This is a genomic window from Streptomyces sp. NPDC058371 (assembly GCF_042723265.1).
Classification (GTDB): Bacteria; Actinomycetota; Actinomycetes; order Streptomycetales; family Streptomycetaceae; genus Streptomyces.
The window spans coordinates 158,903-175,312 of the sequence record NZ_JBHXJC010000006.1; the positions used below are offsets into that span (position 1 = coordinate 158,903).

Here is a 16,410-nt window from a genome sequence, read left to right on the forward strand (position 1 = left end):
AGCAACTCCTGTTCTTTACTTCTGTCTACAGCGCGTCCGGGCCGCGCTCGCCGGTCCGGACCCGGACGGCCGTCTCGACCGGGATGGACCAGACCTTGCCGTCACCGATCTTGCCGGTGCGGGCCGCCTTCACGACGACGTCGATGAGCTGCTCGGCGTCGTCGTCCTCGGCCAGCACCTCAATGCGGATCTTGGGGACGAGGTCGACCGTGTACTCGGCTCCACGGTAGACCTCGGTGTGTCCCCGCTGCCGACCGTAGCCGCTGGCCTCGGTGACCGTGAGACCGTGCACGCCGAAGGCCTGCAGGGCCTCCTTGATCTCGTCGAGCCGGTGGGGCTTCACGACGGCGGTGATGAGCTTCATGCGTCCACCTTCTTGCTCTCCGTACCCGCGAGGGCGGAAGCGGTCGCGCCGACGATGCCACCGCCGGCACCACTGAAGTCGTATGCGGTCTCGGCGTGCTCGGCCTGGTCGATACCGGCGATCTCCTCGTCCTCGCTGACCCGCATGCCGATGGTCTTGTCGATGAGGAAGGCGAGGATCGCGGAGACGACGAGGGAGTAGCCGAGGACGGCGAAGACACCGGCGCACTGCTTCCAGAACTGGGTGAGACCGCCGCCGTAGAAGAGACCCTCGACGGTGGACTGGCCCTTACCGCTGGCGAAGAAGCCGATGAGCAGGGAGCCGGCGACACCACCGACGAGGTGGACGCCGACGACGTCGAGCGAGTCGTCGTAGCCGAGCTTGTACTTCAGGCCCACGGCCATGGCGCAGAGCACACCGGCGATGACGCCGACCGCGATCGCGCCGAGCGGGGAGACCGCACCGCCGGACGGGGTGATCGCGACCAGACCGGCGACCGCGCCGGAGGCGGCACCGAGCGTGGTGAACGCGCCGTGGCGGATCTTCTCGTACGCCAGCCAGGCGAGCATGGCGGCGGCGGTGGCGATCTGCGTGTTGACGAACATCAGCGCGCCGACGCCGTCGTCGTTGCCGAGCCACGATCCGGCATTGAATCCGAACCAGCCGAACCACAGCAGACCGGAGCCGAGCATGACGAGCGGGAGGCTGTGCGGACGCATCGGGTCCTTCTTGAATCCGACGCGCTTGCCGATGACGAGGATCACGCCGAGCGCCGCGGCACCCGCGTTGATGTGGACCGCCGTACCACCGGCGAAGTCGATCACACCCAGTTCGAAGGCCCAGCCGCCGGCGCCCCAGACCCAGTGGGCGACCGGGAAGTAGACGACCGTGGCCCACAGCGCGATGAACAGCGACCACGCCGTGAACTTCACGCGGTCCGCCAGAGCACCGCTGATCAGCGCGGGCGTGATGATGGCGAACATCAACTGGAAGACCATGAAGACGAAGACCGGGATGGTGTAGCCGGGCCACAGCTCCGTCAGGCCGATGTTGCTGAGGCCGACCCAGTCCGAGGTCCAGCCGATGAACGACCCCTTGTCCGTGCCGAAGGCGAGGGAGAAGCCGTACACCACCCACAGGATGGTGACGATCCCCATGCTGATGAAGCTCATCATCAGCATGTTCAGGGTGCTCTTCACCCGGACCATGCCCCCGTAGAAGAAGGCCAGTCCGGGGGTCATGATCAGCACCAGGGCGGAACAGATGAGCATGAAGCCCGTATTGGCGGCAGACAACTTGTCTGCGGCGAGCGTGATGGCTGGTGCCATCGGCGTCTCCTCGTCGTTGGTACGGCCCCGTGCGGGCGAAGCCAGAGCGGTCATGAGGGGTGGGCCGGTTATGCGCCCTGAGATTGGCGCAGCACGGTTTCCGTCGACGCCCCTCGATGTTTCGCCGCAGTGACGAAGGCACCTTGCGTGTTACGCGTCCATGAACTGCCTGATGTCGGGCCGAGCGATCGTTATCGTGGCGCAACCTTCTGCTGAGACAGAAGGAACCGGCCGCGGCAGGCCGTCCGATGACCTGGCATGGGGGAGCCGAGTCGGGCAATTCGGGACGGCCGGCCGCGGCCGGCGTACTGGGGCGGGCCGCTCGCGCGGCCCGGAGTCAGACCGCCTCGGCGGTCTCGGGCAGGTCGACGGCGAGCTGGTCGGTGAGGTCCACGACCTCGGCCAGTTCGCCGAAATCGCGTACGGCCGTGTCGACGGTCTTTCGGATACGAGTGTTCACGCGCTCGGAGCGCACCTTCTTGGCGATCACCATGGCCTCCTTGGCCAGGATCGCGCTCCGCTCGGGCTCGCGCTGGAGCAAGTACACCGTGGCCATGCCGATGAGGTTGAGTGCGTACGAACGCTGGTGCTCGGTGTCCTTGGCGAAGAGGTCGACGGCGCGCTGCATCACGGGCTCCGCCATGGACGCGTAGGTGGGGCTGCGGCCCGCGACATAGGCGAGGTCCCGGTAGGAGTGGGAGTTCTCGCCGTGCAGCTCGGCCTCGGAGAAGAAGCGGACCCAGTCGGGGTCCGGGTCGTCCCATTCGTGGACGTCGGCGAAGGTGTCCTCGGCCATCCGGACGGCCCGCTTGCACTTTCCGGGCTGCCCCATGTTGGCGTAGGCGCGCGCCTCCATCGCATACAGCATGGCCTGGGTGCGCGGACTCGCGCAGTCACGGCTGCCGTACTGGGCGAGGTGGATGAGTTCCAGCGCGTCGTCGGGCCGCCCGAGATGGATCATCTGGCGGCTCATGCTGGACAGGATGTACGACCCCAGCGGCTTGTCGCCCGCTTCCTTGGCGGCGTGCAGGGCGAGCACGAAGTACTTCTGCGCGGTGGGCTGGAGCCCCACGTCGTAGCTCATCCAGCCGGCCAGCTCGGCCAGTTCGGCCGCGACCTTGAAGAGGCGCTTGTTGGTGGCGTCGGGCTGGGGCTCCTGGAGCAGGTCCGTCACCTCGTGCAGCTGGCCGACGACCGCTTTGCGGCGCAGGCCGCCACCGCACTGGGCGTCCCACTGGCGGAACATCACCGTGGTCGACTCCAGCAGGTCCAGCTCGGGCCGGGAGAGCCGGCCGCCGCGGCGGGCGGAGGCGGGCGGTTCGGGCTCGCTGCGTGGAGCCGACGGGGTGGGCACGAGCCAGCGCTGCAGCGGCTCGATGAGGCTCGGGCCCGCGGCGAGGGCCAGTGAGCTCCCGAGGAAACCGCGCCGCGCCAGCATCAGGTCGCTGCGCGAGAACTCGCTGATCAGCGCCACTGTCTGCGGGCCGGTCCAGGGCAGGTCGACACCGGACACGGACGGTGACTGGTGGGCGGCGCGCAGGCCCAGGTCCTCGACCGCGACGACACAGCCGAAGCGCTCCGAGAACAGCTCGGAGAGGATCCGCGGAATCGGCTCCCGGGGGTTCTCGCCGTCCAGCCAGCGACGGACGCGCGAGGTGTCCGTGGAAATGTGATTGGCGCCCAACTGGCGTGCTCTGCGGTTCACTTGACGCGCGAGCTCACCCTTCGACCAGCCGCTGCGCACGAACCACGAGCCCAACAGCTCATTGGGGCGCTTGTCAGCGTTCGTCCCGCCTCCGCCGTTGCCGCCCACTGGAACGCCCCCATCCCTGAGACCACTTGTACGCTGAGTGCGCCAAGCCCTATCAGAATGCCGGTAAATACAGCCGCCCGTCCGCTACTTCTCACCCTTCGAACGGGATGCCGAGTTGCCTCCGGCATACCCACGAGTACATGCGTCCCCAGGACTCGTGCACTCAAAGTAATCCTACGATCACGGGTCCAGCCATGGCGATCGGGGAAACGCCACCATTCGCCACCCCTTCGAATGAACTCCCGCTCCCCTCCACGCGATTCACTTGACACATGACGGCCGAAGGTGGGCGGAGCGGTGTGCGCAGGGGCGCGCGCGGCCGAGCGCACCACCCGGGACACCTCCGTGCGCCGCCTGGACCGTGCAGGACCGGGAAGCCGGGAACACAGAGTCACGTACCGCATCCGTCACGTAACCACCGGCGCGCTGGACCCGTTGGAGGGGGCATGGGCTTCACGATCGGCGGCACTCGGGGAATTCGCGACATCCGGTCCGGCACACGTCGCCGCGGCCGCTCGTCGGAGTGCACCGCCGTGGCCGAGTTCACCGGGCTGTGGGGCTGGGACGTGGTCCCCGGTGCCCGGGCCGCGGGCGGCTCGTGCTCGTGCGGAAAGGCCGACTGCCCCGCGCCCGGCGCACATCCGCTGGACTTCGCCTCGCCCGTCCCGGCCGGCGCCACGCTCGACCAGGTGTCCGAGGCCTGGGGCGAGTTCCCCGGCGCGGCGCTGATGCTGCCCGTGGGCCGCGCCTTCGACGTGATCGAGGTCGCCGAGCCCGCCGGGCGCCGCGCGCTCGTCCGCCTCGAACGCATGGGGCTCCCGCTCGGACCGGTCGCGGCGACACCGGGCGGCCGCGCCCACTTCTTCGTCGCCCCCGGCGCGGCGGCCGAACTGCCCCTGCTGCTCTACCGCATGGGCTGGGACGACGCCGCGCTCGACCTGCACGCCCTGGGCCCCGGCGCGTTCGTCACGGCTCCGCCCTCCGACCGCGGTGGCCTCGGTCCGGTCCGCTGGCTGCGCCCGCCCGAACTGGATTCGGCGACGCGACCGCCCCAGGCGCGGCTGCTCCTGGGGACGTTGGCCTACGTGGCGCACCGCTCGCGCGTGTAGCGCCGGCCGTCACCGCACAGCGAAGCGCCCGCCCCCTTGCACCGTGGGGACGGGCGCCTCTTCGCTCGCCTACCGGTAGGCGATCACTCTCCGACAAGGGCGTCAACGAACGCCTCCGGCTCGAACGGCGCCAGGTCGTCCGCGCCCTCGCCCAGGCCCACCAGCTTGACCGGCACGCCCAGTTCGCGCTGTACGGCGATGACGATGCCGCCCTTGGCGGTGCCGTCGAGCTTGGTCAGCACGATGCCGGTGATGTCGACGACCTCGGCGAACACCCGGGCCTGCACAAGGCCGTTCTGCCCGGTCGTGGCGTCGAGGACGAGCAGCACCTCGTCGAGCGGCGCGTGCTTCTCGACGACGCGCTTGACCTTGCCGAGCTCGTCCATGAGGCCGGTCTTGGTGTGCAGCCGGCCCGCGGTGTCGATGAGGACGACGTCGGCGCCCTCCTCGATGCCCTCCTTGACCGCGTCGAAGGCGACCGAGGCGGGGTCACCGCCCTCGGGGCCGCGCACGGTGCGGGCGCCGACGCGCTCGCCCCAGGTCTGCAGCTGGTCGGCGGCGGCGGCACGGAAGGTGTCCGCGGCGCCGAGGATCACGTTCTTGCCGTCGGCGACGAGCACGCGGGCGAGCTTGCCGGTGGTGGTGGTCTTGCCGGTGCCGTTGACCCCGACGACCATCACGATGCCCGGGGTGTCCAGGTTCGAGTCGGTCTTGACCTCGCGGTCGAACTCGGGGACGAGGAGCGTGAGGAGTTCCTCGCGCAGCAGGGCGCGCAGTTCCTCGGGGGTCCGCGTGCCGAGCACCCGGACGCGCTCGCGCAGCCGCTCGACCAGTTCCTGGGTGGGCAGCACGCCGACGTCGGCGGTGAGCAGCGTGTCCTCGATCTCCTCCCAGGTGTCCTCGTCGAGGTGCTCGCGCGACAGGAGCGTGAGCAGCCCCTTGCCGAGTGCGTTCTGGGAGCGGGAGAGCCGGGTGCGCAACCGCACCAGACGCCCGGCGGTCGGCTCCGGGACCTCGAGGGCGGGAGCCTCGGCCGGCGGCGCGGATTCCTCGACGACGGGGGCCGACGGCTCCGGCTCGACGAGGGGAAGATCCACCTCCTCTATCGTGCGGCGCGGTTCGTCGCGCGGCGTCTCGGCCTCGTCGCCGACGTGCGGCTCGGCCGGCGGGGCGGTGAGGTCGGGCGCGGCGGGGGGCGGCGGGGGCAGCTGCTTCTTACGGCGAGTGCCGACCACGAGGCCGCCGAGTGCGCCGATCACGACCACGGCGATGACTACAGCAAGGATGACGGTTTCCATAACCCACCCAGTATCGGCCATGGCTCTTCCGGTGACCCAGCCCGTGTTTTCCTCCAGGGCACATAAGCCGATTCGAGGAACCACTCGGCCTAAAGTACGATGATTGGCGGCCTTCGCCCCCCACTCCCCCACCGGCTCCCCGCCGAGCCGAGCGAGAGGTACGGACCCCGCTACATGAGCACCACCGCAGCATCCGATGGCGCCCTCGAAACCCGTGGCATAGAGCCCGTCCCCCCTGCCGAGCGCACCGCCAGGACCCGGGAACTGTTCCCCACCTGGGTGGCCGCCAACATCAGCGTCCTGCTGCTGACGATGGGCGCGAGCCTGGCCGTCACGTACGGACTCAACTTCTGGCAGGCCCTCGCCGTCGGCGTCGCGGCGCCGATCGTGTCGTACGGCCTGGTCGGGCTGATCGGCATCGCCGGCAAGCGCGGTGGCGCCCCCGGCATGGCCCTGTCCCGCGCGGTCTTCGGGCAGCGCGGGAATCTGCTCCCCGGCTCGCTGATCTGGATCGCCCGCTGGGGCTGGGAGACGATCAACGCGGTGACCGGCGCCTACGCCCTGCTCACCGTCCTGGACATCGTTTTCGGCATCCGGAGCAGCACGTTCCTGATCATCGTGACCCTGCTGCTCTTCGTGGTCACCACGTTCGCGATCTCGGGCCTGGGCATCAGCGCCGTCCAGAAGTGCAACAAGTGGGCGACGTACCTCTTCGGCGGCTTCTCCGTGCTGGTCCTCGGCTATCTGGTCGTGGACACGGACTGGGGCCAGGTCTTCGACCGGCCGGCGGGTCCGACGGCTCTGATGATCACGGGTGTCGGTCTGATAGCCGCGGGCGGCATCAGCTGGGTGCCGTCGTCGCCGGACTTCACGCGCTATCTGCCGCGTACGGCGTCGTCCGCGGCGATCGTGCGCAACTCCATCGGCGGCGCCGGCATCGTGGTCCTCCCCATGGTCCTGATGGGCGCGGTGATGGCGGTCTCCACGCCGGACCTGGCCTCGGCGGCCGACCCGGTCTCGTTTCTCGGCGAGATCCTGCCGCTGTGGATCGCGGTGCCGTATCTGCTCATCGCCCTGGTCGGGATGCTGCTGATCAACTCGATGTCGATGTACTCGGCGGGCTTCACCGCGCAGACCCTCGGCTTCAAGGTGCCGCGCCACTGGGCGGTCTCGGTCAACGCCGTGATCTCGCTGGTCTTCGGCGGCGTCCTGATGCTGGTCGCGACCTCCTTCATGGGGTCCTTCATCGCCTTCCTCTCGCTGCTCGCGGTCGCGTTCTCGGCCTGGGTCGGTGTCTTCGGCGCGGACATGCTGCGCCGCACGGAGTACGACGCCGAGGCGCTGCTCGACACCACGCGCACCAGCGCCTACTGGTACCGCGGCGGCTTCAGCCCGGCGGCGGTCGCGGCCTGGGCGGTGGGCCTCGGTTCGGGCCTGCTGTTCACCACGTCCGACTGGTTCACCGGACCGCTGGCCGCGAACAACCCCGTCGGCGAGTACGGCCTCGGCTGGGTGGCCACCGTCGTGATCTCCTTCCTGCTGTACGCCGTCCTGCCGAAGCCGGCGGTCGTCCCCGCCACCGCGCAGGCCGACGCGACGCAGGAGCCGGCGCCCGCGGCCGTCTAGACCGCCGCACCCCTGGCCGTCTGACGCCCCGTCAGCTACCGTCCCCCTTCACCGGCACCCCACCGCTCGGTGAAGGGGGACTTCTCCATGCCCGTAACGGTCGTACGTTTCAACCTCGTCGAGCCCGACGCCACGCCCGCGTCGCTGAGCGCCCGCTACCGGGCGGCGGTCGAGATGGCCGCGTACGCCGACGATCGCGGGATCACCACCGTGCAGACCGAGGAGCACCACGGCGTCGCCAACAACTGGCTGCCCTCGCCCTTCGCCTTCGCGGGCGCGGTCTTCGGCGCGACCCGGCACATCGCGGTCACCGTCTCGGCGGTCATCGGCCCGCTGCACGACCCGCTGCGCCTCGCCGAGGAGATCGCCGTCCTGGATCTGCTCAGCGGCGGCCGGCTCATCACGGTCGCGGGCATCGGCTACCGGCCCGAGGAGTACGCCCTCTTCGACGTGGAGTGGAAGCGGCGCGGCAAGCTCCAGGACGAGCTGCTGGAGACGGTGCTGAAGGCCTGGACGGGCGAGGAGTTCGAGTACCGCGGCCGCCGGGTGCGGATCACCCCGCGCCCGTTCTCCGATCCGCACCCGCTGCTGCTGGTGGGCGGCTCCTCGAAGGCGGCGGCACGGCGGGCGGGCCGCCTCGGCCTGCCGTTCTTCCCGAGCGCGCATCTGCCCGAACTCGAGGCGTACTACAAGGAACAGCTGATCGAGTACGGCACCGAGGGCTGGACCATGATGCCCTCGGCCGTCACACCGCTGCTGCACATCGCCGAGGATCCCGACCAGGTGTGGGCCGAGTACGGCGAGCACTTCCTGCACGAGGCGCGGACGTACGCCTCCTGGCAGTCCGGTGACATCCGCTCGGCGGTGAAGTCGGCAGCCACCACCGTCGACGAGCTGCGCGCCGAGGGCGTCTACCGGATCCTCACGCCCGACCAGTGCCTGGAGCTGGGCCTGGACAACCATGTCCTGCACCCGCTGTCCGGCGGGATGCCCGTCGACGAGGGCTGGCGCAGCCTGCACCTGTTCTGCGAAAACGTGCTGCCCCGGCTCAAGGACCTCGAAGGCTGAGCCGGGGCGGTACGTCTCTTACGAGTACGAGGAGAGGGGCAGCGGGGACTTGGCCCTTCTCCCCGAGCTTCGGGGAGCCTTCGCGGGACTCCTGGGGAGTCGCGCGAAGCCGATGGGTCAGCCCATCTCCTCCAGGGACTTGCCCTTGGTCTCCTTCACGAACTTGAGCACGAAGGGGATCGAGAGGGCGGCCATGACCGTGTAGATCACGTAGGTCGCGGAGAGGTTCCAGTCGGACAGCGACGGGAAGCTCGCGGTGATGGCCCAGTTGGCGATCCACTGCGCGGAGGCGGCGACACCGAGCGCGGCGGCGCGGATCTTGTTCGGGAACATCTCGCCGAGGAAGACCCAGACGACCACACCCCACGAGAGGGCGAAGAACAGGACGAAGACGTGGGCGGCGATCAGGGCGACCCAGCCCTGCGTGGCCGGCAGCTTGCCGTCGACGAGGTGGTAGGAGAAGGCCCAGGCCTCGAGGGCCAGACCGACGACCATGCCGACGGAACCGATGAGCGCGAGGGGCCGGCGGCCGACCCGGTCCACGAAGATCATGGCGATCACGGTGCCGATGATGTTGATGATCGACGTCGTGAACGAGTAGAAGAACGACTCCGACGGGTCGACACCGACCGACTGCCACAGCGTCGAGGAGTAGTAGAACGCGACGTTGATGCCGACGAACTGCTGGAAGACCGAGAGCCCGATACCGACCCAGACGATCGGCTTGAAGAAGAAGGTGCCGCCGAGCAGGTCCTTGAAGGTGGACTTGTGCTCGCGCCGCATGGCGAGCTCGATCTCGACGACCCGGGCGTTCAGGTCGATGTGGTCGCCCTCGACCTCGATGAGCACCTCACGAGCGCGCACGTCCTTGCCCGCGGAGATCAGGTAGCGCGGCGACTCGGGGATCGCGAAGGAGAGCAGACCGTAGAGCACGGCCGGGACGACCATCACGCCGAGCATGACCTGCCATGCCTCGAGGCCCATCACCTTGCCGCGCTGGTCGCCGTCCGCGGCGTTCAGGATGCCCCAGTTGACCAGCTGCGAGATGGCGATGCCGACGACGATCGCGGCCTGCTGGAAGGAGCCGAGGCGTCCTCGGTACGCGGGCGGCGCGACCTCGGCGATGTAGGCGGGGCCGATCACGGAGGCCATACCGATGGCGAATCCGCCGATGATGCGCCAGAAGGCGAGGTCCCACAGCGCGAAGGGCAGCGCCGAACCGACGGCGCTGATCGTGAACAGCACGGCGGCGATCTGCATACAACGGATACGGCCGATGCGGTCCGCCATGCGACCGGCGGTCGCGGCGCCGATGGCACAGCCGATCAGCGCGATGGCGATGACCTGGGCCAGGGTTCCGGAGCCGATGTCGTAGCGGCTCCGGATGGCTTCGACGGCGCCGTTGATCACGGCACTGTCGTAGCCGAAGAGGAAACCGCCCATCGCGGCCGCCGCCGCGATGAAGATGACGTGCCCGAGATGATCGGGGTGAGCCGCCCTGGCTCCTGACTCCTGCGCTGTGCTGGTCACGTGTACTCCTCGGGCCACCGGCCTCACTGCCGGGGGTGGGGGCGAAGCCCTTCAGTGGTCCTACCAGTGGCGCATAACTTCGCGACACCCACCACCTGAAGGTAAAGACAACGTTGCAGAGACTATGCCTTCAAGTTTCGAAGTCAATAGTCGCTTACTGTGAATTTCCACCCCCGGCATCCTGCACTTGTGTTCAAGTCTTGAACTCAACCCAGGGACATGGTCCGTCTACCCCGAGGAACGGAGGACAAGCCGACGGGCCTCCCGAAGGGACCGGCGGGGCTGCCGAAGGGGAGCTCGACGCTCGGATCGCGGGCACTGCGGAGGACGCGTCAGCGCAGCCGCTGGCTGATCACCTTCGACACACCGTCGCCCTGCATGGAGACGCCGTACAACGCGTCGGCGACCTCCATCGTGCGCTTCTGGTGGGTGATCACGATCAGCTGGGAGGCCTCCTGGAGCTCCTGCATGATCCGGATCAGGCGCTGCAGGTTGGTGTCGTCGAGCGCCGCCTCGACCTCGTCCATCACATAGAACGGGCTGGGCCGTGCCTTGAAGATCGCCACCAGCATCGCCACGGCCGTCAGCGACCGCTCGCCGCCCGAGAGCAGGCTGAGCCGCTTGACCTTCTTCCCCGGGGGCCGGGCCTCGACGTCCACACCCGTGGTGAGCATGTTGTCGGGATCGGTCAGAATCAGCCGTCCCTCACCGCCGGGGAACAGCCGGCTGAAGACGCCCTCGAACTGGCGGGCCGTGTCCCGGAAGGCCTCGGTGAAGACCTGCTCGACGCGCTCGTCGACCTCCTTCACCACCTGAAGCAGGTCGGTCCGCGTCTTCTTCAGGTCCTCCAGCTGCTCACTGAGGAACTTGTGGCGTTCCTCCAGCGCGGCGAACTCCTCCAGGGCGAGCGGGTTGACCTTTCCGAGCTGCTGGTACGCCCGTTCGGCGGACTTGAGCCGCTTCTCCTGCTCGGCACGGTGGAACGGCCGGGGCTGGTTGCGCGGGTGCTCGGGGTCCTCCGGGAGTTCCTCGCCCTCGGCGGGGAGCGACGGCGGCACCGGCTGCTGCGGGCCGTACTCCTCGACCAGACCCGCCGGTTCGACGCCGAGTTCCTCCAGCGCCTTCGACTCCAGCTGCTCGATCCGCATCCGCTTCTCGGCCCCGAGCACCTCGCCCCGGTGGACCGAGTCCGTCAGCTTGTCGAGCTCGGCCTTGAGGTCGCGTCCTTCGGTGCGGGCCTGGGTCAGCTCCTGCTCGCGCCGGGCCTTGGCGGCGTCCGCGGCGGTCCGCTCCTCGTCGGACCGGGCGAGTGACACCTCGACGTGCGCGAGCAGCTGCCGCGCTCCGGAGGCGACGGCCTCGGCGACCGCCGCCTCGTGCCGCAGCCGGGCCCGGCGCTGCTCGGCACGCGCGCGTGCCTCGCGCTCGGCCCGTGCCGCCCGGTCCAGCCCGTCGGCCCGCCCGGCGAGCCCCTTGACCCGCTCCTCGTGCGTACGCACCTGGAGCCGGGCCTCCATCTCGGTCTGCCGTGCGTTGGCGCCGTCGGCGGCGAGCCGGTCGCGTACGGACGTGTCCGGCTCCTCCTCCACCGGCATCTCCTCGGCGACGGCGAGCCGTTCGGCGAGTTCCTCGGCCTCCTCGACGGCGCGGTCGAGCGCGTCCTGCGCCCGGGCGGCCGCGGCGGCACTCCGCTCGGCCTCTCCCGCCGCGCCGCGCGCCTGCCCCGCCAGCCGGCCCAGCTGCTGTGCGACGGAGGACTTCGCCCGCTCGGCGGCCCGCCGCCGCTCCCCCGCCTCCTCGACGAGGGCGGCCCGTTCCCCGCGCTGCTCGGCGGCCCGGTGCTGCGCCTCCCCGAGCTCCTCGCACCGCACGGCCAGCTCCTCGAGCTCCGCCGCCGCCTCGTCGACGGACGCCTGCACCTCCAGCAGACTCGGCGCTCCGGCGGACCCGCCGTGCGCGAAGTGCGCCCCCAGCAGGTCGCCCTCGGCGGTGACCGCGGTCAGCTCCGGCCGCGCGTAGACGAGGTCCTCGGCATCCTCAAGGGTTCCGACCACGACGATCCCGCGCAGCAACCACCGTACGGCGGGCATCAGTTCGGCGGGACCGCGGACGAGGTCGGCGGCGAGCGGAGGACCACTGCTCTGGGGCTGCGGACGTACGTCGCCGGTCGGCCCGGAGGCGGTCGTCGCCGCCGCGGGGCGCGCTCCGTCCGGGCCGGTGCCCGCACCCGTGTGCGCGGCCGGCGCTTCCGGTGCTCCGGACAGCAGCAGCGCCGCCCGGCCCGCGTCCTGCTTGCGCAGCAGACGGATGGCCTCGGCCGCCGAGGCCGGGGTCGTCACCGCGATCGCGTCCGCCGCCGCACCGAGGGCCGCGGCGAGCGGGACCTCGAAACCGGGGGCGACCGAGAGCAGTTCGGCCGCCGGGCCGAGCAGACCGGTGAGCCGGTCCCGGGCTCCCAGCAGGGCGCCCGTGCCGTCCTTGCGGCGCAGCCCGAGGGCAAGGGCCTCGTGCCGTGCCTGGGTGGCGGCGCGACTGCGTTCGGCGGCCGTGGCCGCCTCGCGGGCGGCCGTGAGACCGGTCTCCGCCTCGGCGAGCGCTCGTTTCGCGGCCTCGTGCCGCTCCGTCAGCTCCGCGTCGTCCGCGTCGAGCCCGTCGACCTCGGCCTGCAGCTGCTCGTACTCCTCCTGTGCCGCGACCGCGCGCTCCTGGGCCTCGTCCCGGGCGGCGGCGAGCCGGTCGATCTCGGCCTGGGCGGAGGCGGCCCGGGAACGGGCCGCGTTGACCTGGCCGTTGAGCCGGGCCAAGCCCTCGCGCCGATCGGCGATGGCCCGGGCCACGTCCTTGAGCCGGCGCTCCTCGACGGTGAGGTCACGCTCCAGCTCGGCGCGGTGCGCGACCGTGTCCTCCAGCGCGTGCTCGGCCGCCTCCAGAGCCGCTTCGAGCTCGGCCTCCTGCTCACGGACCCGGGCGGCCTCCCGCTCCAGGTCCTCGGGGTCGCGTCCGCGCCGCTCCTCGTCGGGCGCGGACGTGGCGCTCTTCACGCGCGCGTCGGCCAGCGAGATCGTGCCGCGCACCCGCTCGGCGAGCTGCGAGAGTTCGTACCAGGTCTGCTGGGCGCGCTGGAGACGGGGCGTGAGCTGCCGGACCTCGTCCTCCAGCAGCGCCTCGCGCTGCAGCGCCTTCCGCAGCTCGGCCTCGGCGGAGTCCTTGCGTTCCTTGAGCGCGGCCTCGTCGGCGACCTCGGCCCGCAGCGCCTGCCGCAGCCGTACGAGATCGTCGGCGAGCAGCCGGAGCCGGGCGTCGCGCAGGTCGGCCTGGATCACCGCCGCTCTGCGGGCCACCGCAGCCTGCCGCCCGAGGGGCTTCAACTGCCGCCGCAGCTCGTCCGTCAGGTCCTGGACGCGGGCCAGGTTCGCCTGCATCGCGTCCAGCTTCCGCAGCGCCTTCTCCTTGCGCTTGCGGTGCTTGAGGACGCCCGCTGCCTCCTCGATGAAGGCGCGGCGGCCCATCGGATCGGCGTGCAGGACGGAGTCGAGCTGGCCCTGGCCGACGATGACGTGCATCTCGCGGCCGATGCCGGAGTCGGAGAGCAGTTCCTGGATGTCGAGGAGCCGGCAGGTGTCGCCGTTGATCTGGTACTCGCTGCCGCCGTTGCGGAACATGATCCGCGTGATGGTGACCTCGGCGTACTCGATGGGCAGCGCGCCGTCGGAGTTGTCGATGGTGAGCGACACCTCGGCCCGGCCGAGCGGCGGGCGCCCGGTCGTGCCGGCGAAGATGACGTCCTCCATCTTGCCGCCGCGCAGCGACTTGGCCCCCTGCTCGCCCATGACCCAGCTCAGCGCGTCCACGACATTGGACTTGCCCGAGCCGTTCGGGCCCACGACACACGTGATGCCCGGCTCGAACCGCAGCGTGGTCGCCGAGGCGAACGATTTGAACCCGCGCAGGGTGAGGGCCTTGAGGTGCACGCCGCCGGACTCTACCTTTCGCGCCCTGTCTCACTCCATGAACGCGCGGTTTCACCCATGAACGTGCAGGGCACACCATCCGTTAAAGAGAGTGAAGAGCGCGGGGGGGCAAGAAGAAGGGACGCCGAGGAGGCGTCCCTTGCAAATCTGACAACTTAGCGGTTGATGTTGATGGGGCTGCCCCAACCACTGCTGTCGTGAAAGCGGTGCAGCGATCAGGTGAGCGCAGGCTCCGCCTGGGGTACGTCGATGCTCTCAAAGGGGTCGTGAGAAGCGGCAGCCGCGAGCGAGTCGTTTTCGGCCTGGATCCGTACAAGCTCGGATTCGAGGTCCTGGACGCGCTGCTGGAGCCGTCGCATCTCGGCGATGAGCCGCGGGTCGGAGCCGCCGACGTAACCGAGAAGCGCCTTTGCCATGATGGATGGTCCTCCACACTGAGTGACCGACCGAAGCGGTGTGGGTCGTGAGGGAATCGCACCCGCGATGCTTGACACTTTTGAGTTCTTGCTGCCGTTCCTACATGCCAAACAGCTAAGGTGCGCGGGGCTTTCAGCGTCTCACCAAAAAGTTTGACGGTCAACACGATCACGCCCCGTATTGGCGGGCAACCCGGGGGCACGCGGCCCGAAGCGGGCGGCGCTGCTACTCCTGCGGGGCCCCGAGGGCGTGGAGATCATCGTTAACCGCGGAGCCTGCCACGACAAGCCGTTCTTGGCAACCACCAGCACCTTTCTGCTCCCGGCAGGTGCCTCCGGCATGTCCTGACGGTCCGGCTCCGGGGGTTTCCGCCGTCGCCGTCAGCGGATGGCGAAGCCGTCGTAGATCCCGCGAGGCGTGTCCCATATCTCAGTGACTCCGTCCACCCGCCCGGGTGTGTCGTCCCCGTGCAGCCAGTCCAGCAGCCCCTCGCAGTCGATTCGGGGGCCCTCGGCGACCACTTGGACCCGTCCGTCGTCCAAATTGAGAGCAAAACCACTCAGCCCGCCGATCTCCAGCGCCTTGGCCCGCGTGAACCAGCGGAAACCCACACCCTGGACCCGTCCGCGCACCCAGGCGACGAGCCGTACATCCTCGTTCATGGGTGCACGCTAACGGGACAAAGTCTCTCTGGACACTTCCTCCCCTCGCGCCATGGGGTACCGTCCCGACCCAATGAGTCTCATATGAAACTCACTCGTTCGAGTGAGTGAAGCTGACCGCAAGAATGAGGAAGGCCAAGAGATGGGACGCCACCGACGCTCCGACGCCGGCCGCGCCGCCACAAGCCGCGCCACCGGGGTCACCGATACACATCGGTCACGCACGGAAAGCTACGGGCCGGAGAACCTGTACGGCTACGCCGCGGTGGCCGACCTCCCGCACGGCGCCGCTGCCCGCTCGCACCGCAAGAAGAAGGCCGCGACGCCCGTGCGCACCGGTCTTCTCGGCGTCTCCGCCGCGGTCGCTCTGGGCACCGCCGCGATGGCCGCCGGCGTACTGCCCGGCAGTGACGGCTACTCCCTCGGCGGCGGCAACGGCTCGGACAAGGTCCAGGCCGCCAACACCCCGTCGAACCTGGAGACCGAGCAGGGTGGCACGTCGGGTGCCGCGGACGACCGCGAGGACGACAGCTCCACGAGCCGCGGCTCCGAGCGCTCGGTCTCGCCCTCCGCCGCGCCGACGAAGACCCCTCAGAAGCCGTCGGCGACGCCCTCCAAGAAGCCGTCCGCCAAGCCCGAGAAGCCGCAGGCGACCAAGAAGCCCAGCCACGCGGCCACGAAGGCGCCGAAGACCATCGCCCCGGCGACGGTGTCCGCCGAGACCGCGGCCGAGGCCGAGGTGCTGCGGCTCGTCAACGAGGAGCGGGCCAAGATCGGCTGCAGCGCGGTGGCGGCGAACAGCGGGCTGTCCCAGCTGGCCGCGGCCTTCAGCGAGGACATGGCCACGCGCGACTTCTTCGACCACACCGACCCGAGCGGGGCCTCCCCCTGGGACAGGGCGGCGAAGGCCGGCATCACCGACCTGGGCGGCGAGAACATAGCCCGCGGCCAGGCCACCGCCGAGGCGGTCATGGAGGCCTGGATGAACAGCCCCGGCCACCGGGCGAACATCCTGAACTGCGACTTCAAGACGCTGGGAGTCGGCGCGCACTTCGCCTCCGGCGGCCCCTGGTGGACGCAGGACTTCGGCTACTAGCAGTCGGCGCCTCGGGGGGGGGGGAAGGGGGCGGGAGGCGGGAGGGAGGGGCGACCCCCCCACGGGGTTCCCCCCCTTCCGCGTCTGTACCGAGACCCTCAGAGGTCCGCGCGATGCCCGCGAGACTC

General features: G+C 70.1%; 12 protein-coding genes. 4 read left to right on the forward strand and 8 right to left on the reverse strand.

All coding sequences use genetic code 11. The features are described 5' to 3' along the window. Window positions 1-25 precede the first annotated feature (25 nt). The 3 genes from ACFWM2_RS20340 to ACFWM2_RS20350 form a co-directional block, all read right to left on the reverse strand. Complete coding sequence (locus ACFWM2_RS20340) at window positions 26-364, reverse strand: P-II family nitrogen regulator (protein ID WP_054235369.1); 339 nt, start codon at window positions 362-364, stop codon at window positions 26-28. Continuing rightward, window positions 361-1,692: an ammonium transporter gene (locus ACFWM2_RS20345; RefSeq protein WP_383281482.1), complete on the reverse strand. Its 1,332-nt coding sequence runs from the start codon at window positions 1,690-1,692 to the stop codon at window positions 361-363. The genes ACFWM2_RS20340 and ACFWM2_RS20345 overlap by 4 nt, the downstream gene beginning before the upstream one ends. A gap of 337 nt (window positions 1,693-2,029) precedes the next feature. After that, complete coding sequence (locus tag ACFWM2_RS20350; RefSeq protein ID WP_383281485.1) at window positions 2,030-3,505, reverse strand: hypothetical protein; 1,476 nt, start codon at window positions 3,503-3,505, stop codon at window positions 2,030-2,032. Window positions 3,506-3,951: 446 nt separating this feature from the next. On the opposite strand from ACFWM2_RS20350, the gene ACFWM2_RS20355 reads away from it, so the two are divergent. Continuing rightward, a complete protein-coding gene (locus ACFWM2_RS20355; RefSeq protein ID WP_383281488.1) occupies window positions 3,952-4,614 on the forward strand; it encodes a bifunctional DNA primase/polymerase in 663 nt (220 codons plus the stop codon). An 83-nt stretch (window positions 4,615-4,697) separates the two neighbouring features. On the opposite strand, the gene ftsY is transcribed toward ACFWM2_RS20355, so the two are convergent. Continuing rightward, the gene (ftsY, locus tag ACFWM2_RS20360) at window positions 4,698-5,912 is read right to left on the reverse strand and encodes a signal recognition particle-docking protein FtsY (protein WP_383281491.1); all 1,215 of its coding nucleotides are present in this window, start codon (window positions 5,910-5,912) and stop codon (window positions 4,698-4,700) included. 174 nt (window positions 5,913-6,086) lie between these two features. Between ftsY and ACFWM2_RS20365 the strand changes: the two genes are divergently transcribed. Continuing rightward, window positions 6,087-7,538, forward strand: coding sequence for a cytosine permease (locus ACFWM2_RS20365; RefSeq protein ID WP_383281494.1), 1,452 nt, complete (start codon window positions 6,087-6,089; stop codon window positions 7,536-7,538). Between the two features lie 87 nt (window positions 7,539-7,625). Further along, complete coding sequence (locus ACFWM2_RS20370) at window positions 7,626-8,606, forward strand: LLM class flavin-dependent oxidoreductase (RefSeq protein ID WP_383281497.1); 981 nt, start codon at window positions 7,626-7,628, stop codon at window positions 8,604-8,606. 117 nt (window positions 8,607-8,723) lie between these two features. Here ACFWM2_RS20370 and ACFWM2_RS20375 read toward each other — a convergent pair whose 3' ends face one another. The 4 genes from ACFWM2_RS20375 to ACFWM2_RS20390 form a co-directional block, all read right to left on the reverse strand. Next, window positions 8,724-10,136, reverse strand: coding sequence for a sugar porter family MFS transporter (locus ACFWM2_RS20375; RefSeq protein ID WP_383281500.1), 1,413 nt, complete (start codon window positions 10,134-10,136; stop codon window positions 8,724-8,726). A 332-nt stretch (window positions 10,137-10,468) separates the two neighbouring features. Beyond that, on the reverse strand, window positions 10,469-14,107 hold the full coding sequence (gene smc / locus ACFWM2_RS20380; protein WP_383281503.1) for a chromosome segregation protein SMC: 3,639 nt from the start codon (window positions 14,105-14,107) through the stop codon (window positions 10,469-10,471). A gap of 215 nt (window positions 14,108-14,322) precedes the next feature. Then, window positions 14,323-14,523 carry a hypothetical protein gene (locus ACFWM2_RS20385; protein WP_383281505.1) on the reverse strand — a complete coding sequence of 67 codons (201 nt, stop codon included), beginning with the start codon at window positions 14,521-14,523 and terminating at the stop codon, window positions 14,323-14,325. A gap of 381 nt (window positions 14,524-14,904) precedes the next feature. Then, window positions 14,905-15,186: an acylphosphatase gene (locus ACFWM2_RS20390; RefSeq protein WP_383281508.1), complete on the reverse strand. Its 282-nt coding sequence runs from the start codon at window positions 15,184-15,186 to the stop codon at window positions 14,905-14,907. Between the two features lie 142 nt (window positions 15,187-15,328). Here ACFWM2_RS20390 and ACFWM2_RS20395 point away from each other — a divergent pair, with 142 nt between their 5' ends. Next, window positions 15,329-16,282 carry a CAP domain-containing protein gene (locus ACFWM2_RS20395; protein ID WP_383281511.1) on the forward strand — a complete coding sequence of 318 codons (954 nt, stop codon included), beginning with the start codon at window positions 15,329-15,331 and terminating at the stop codon, window positions 16,280-16,282. Window positions 16,283-16,410 lie beyond the last annotated feature (128 nt).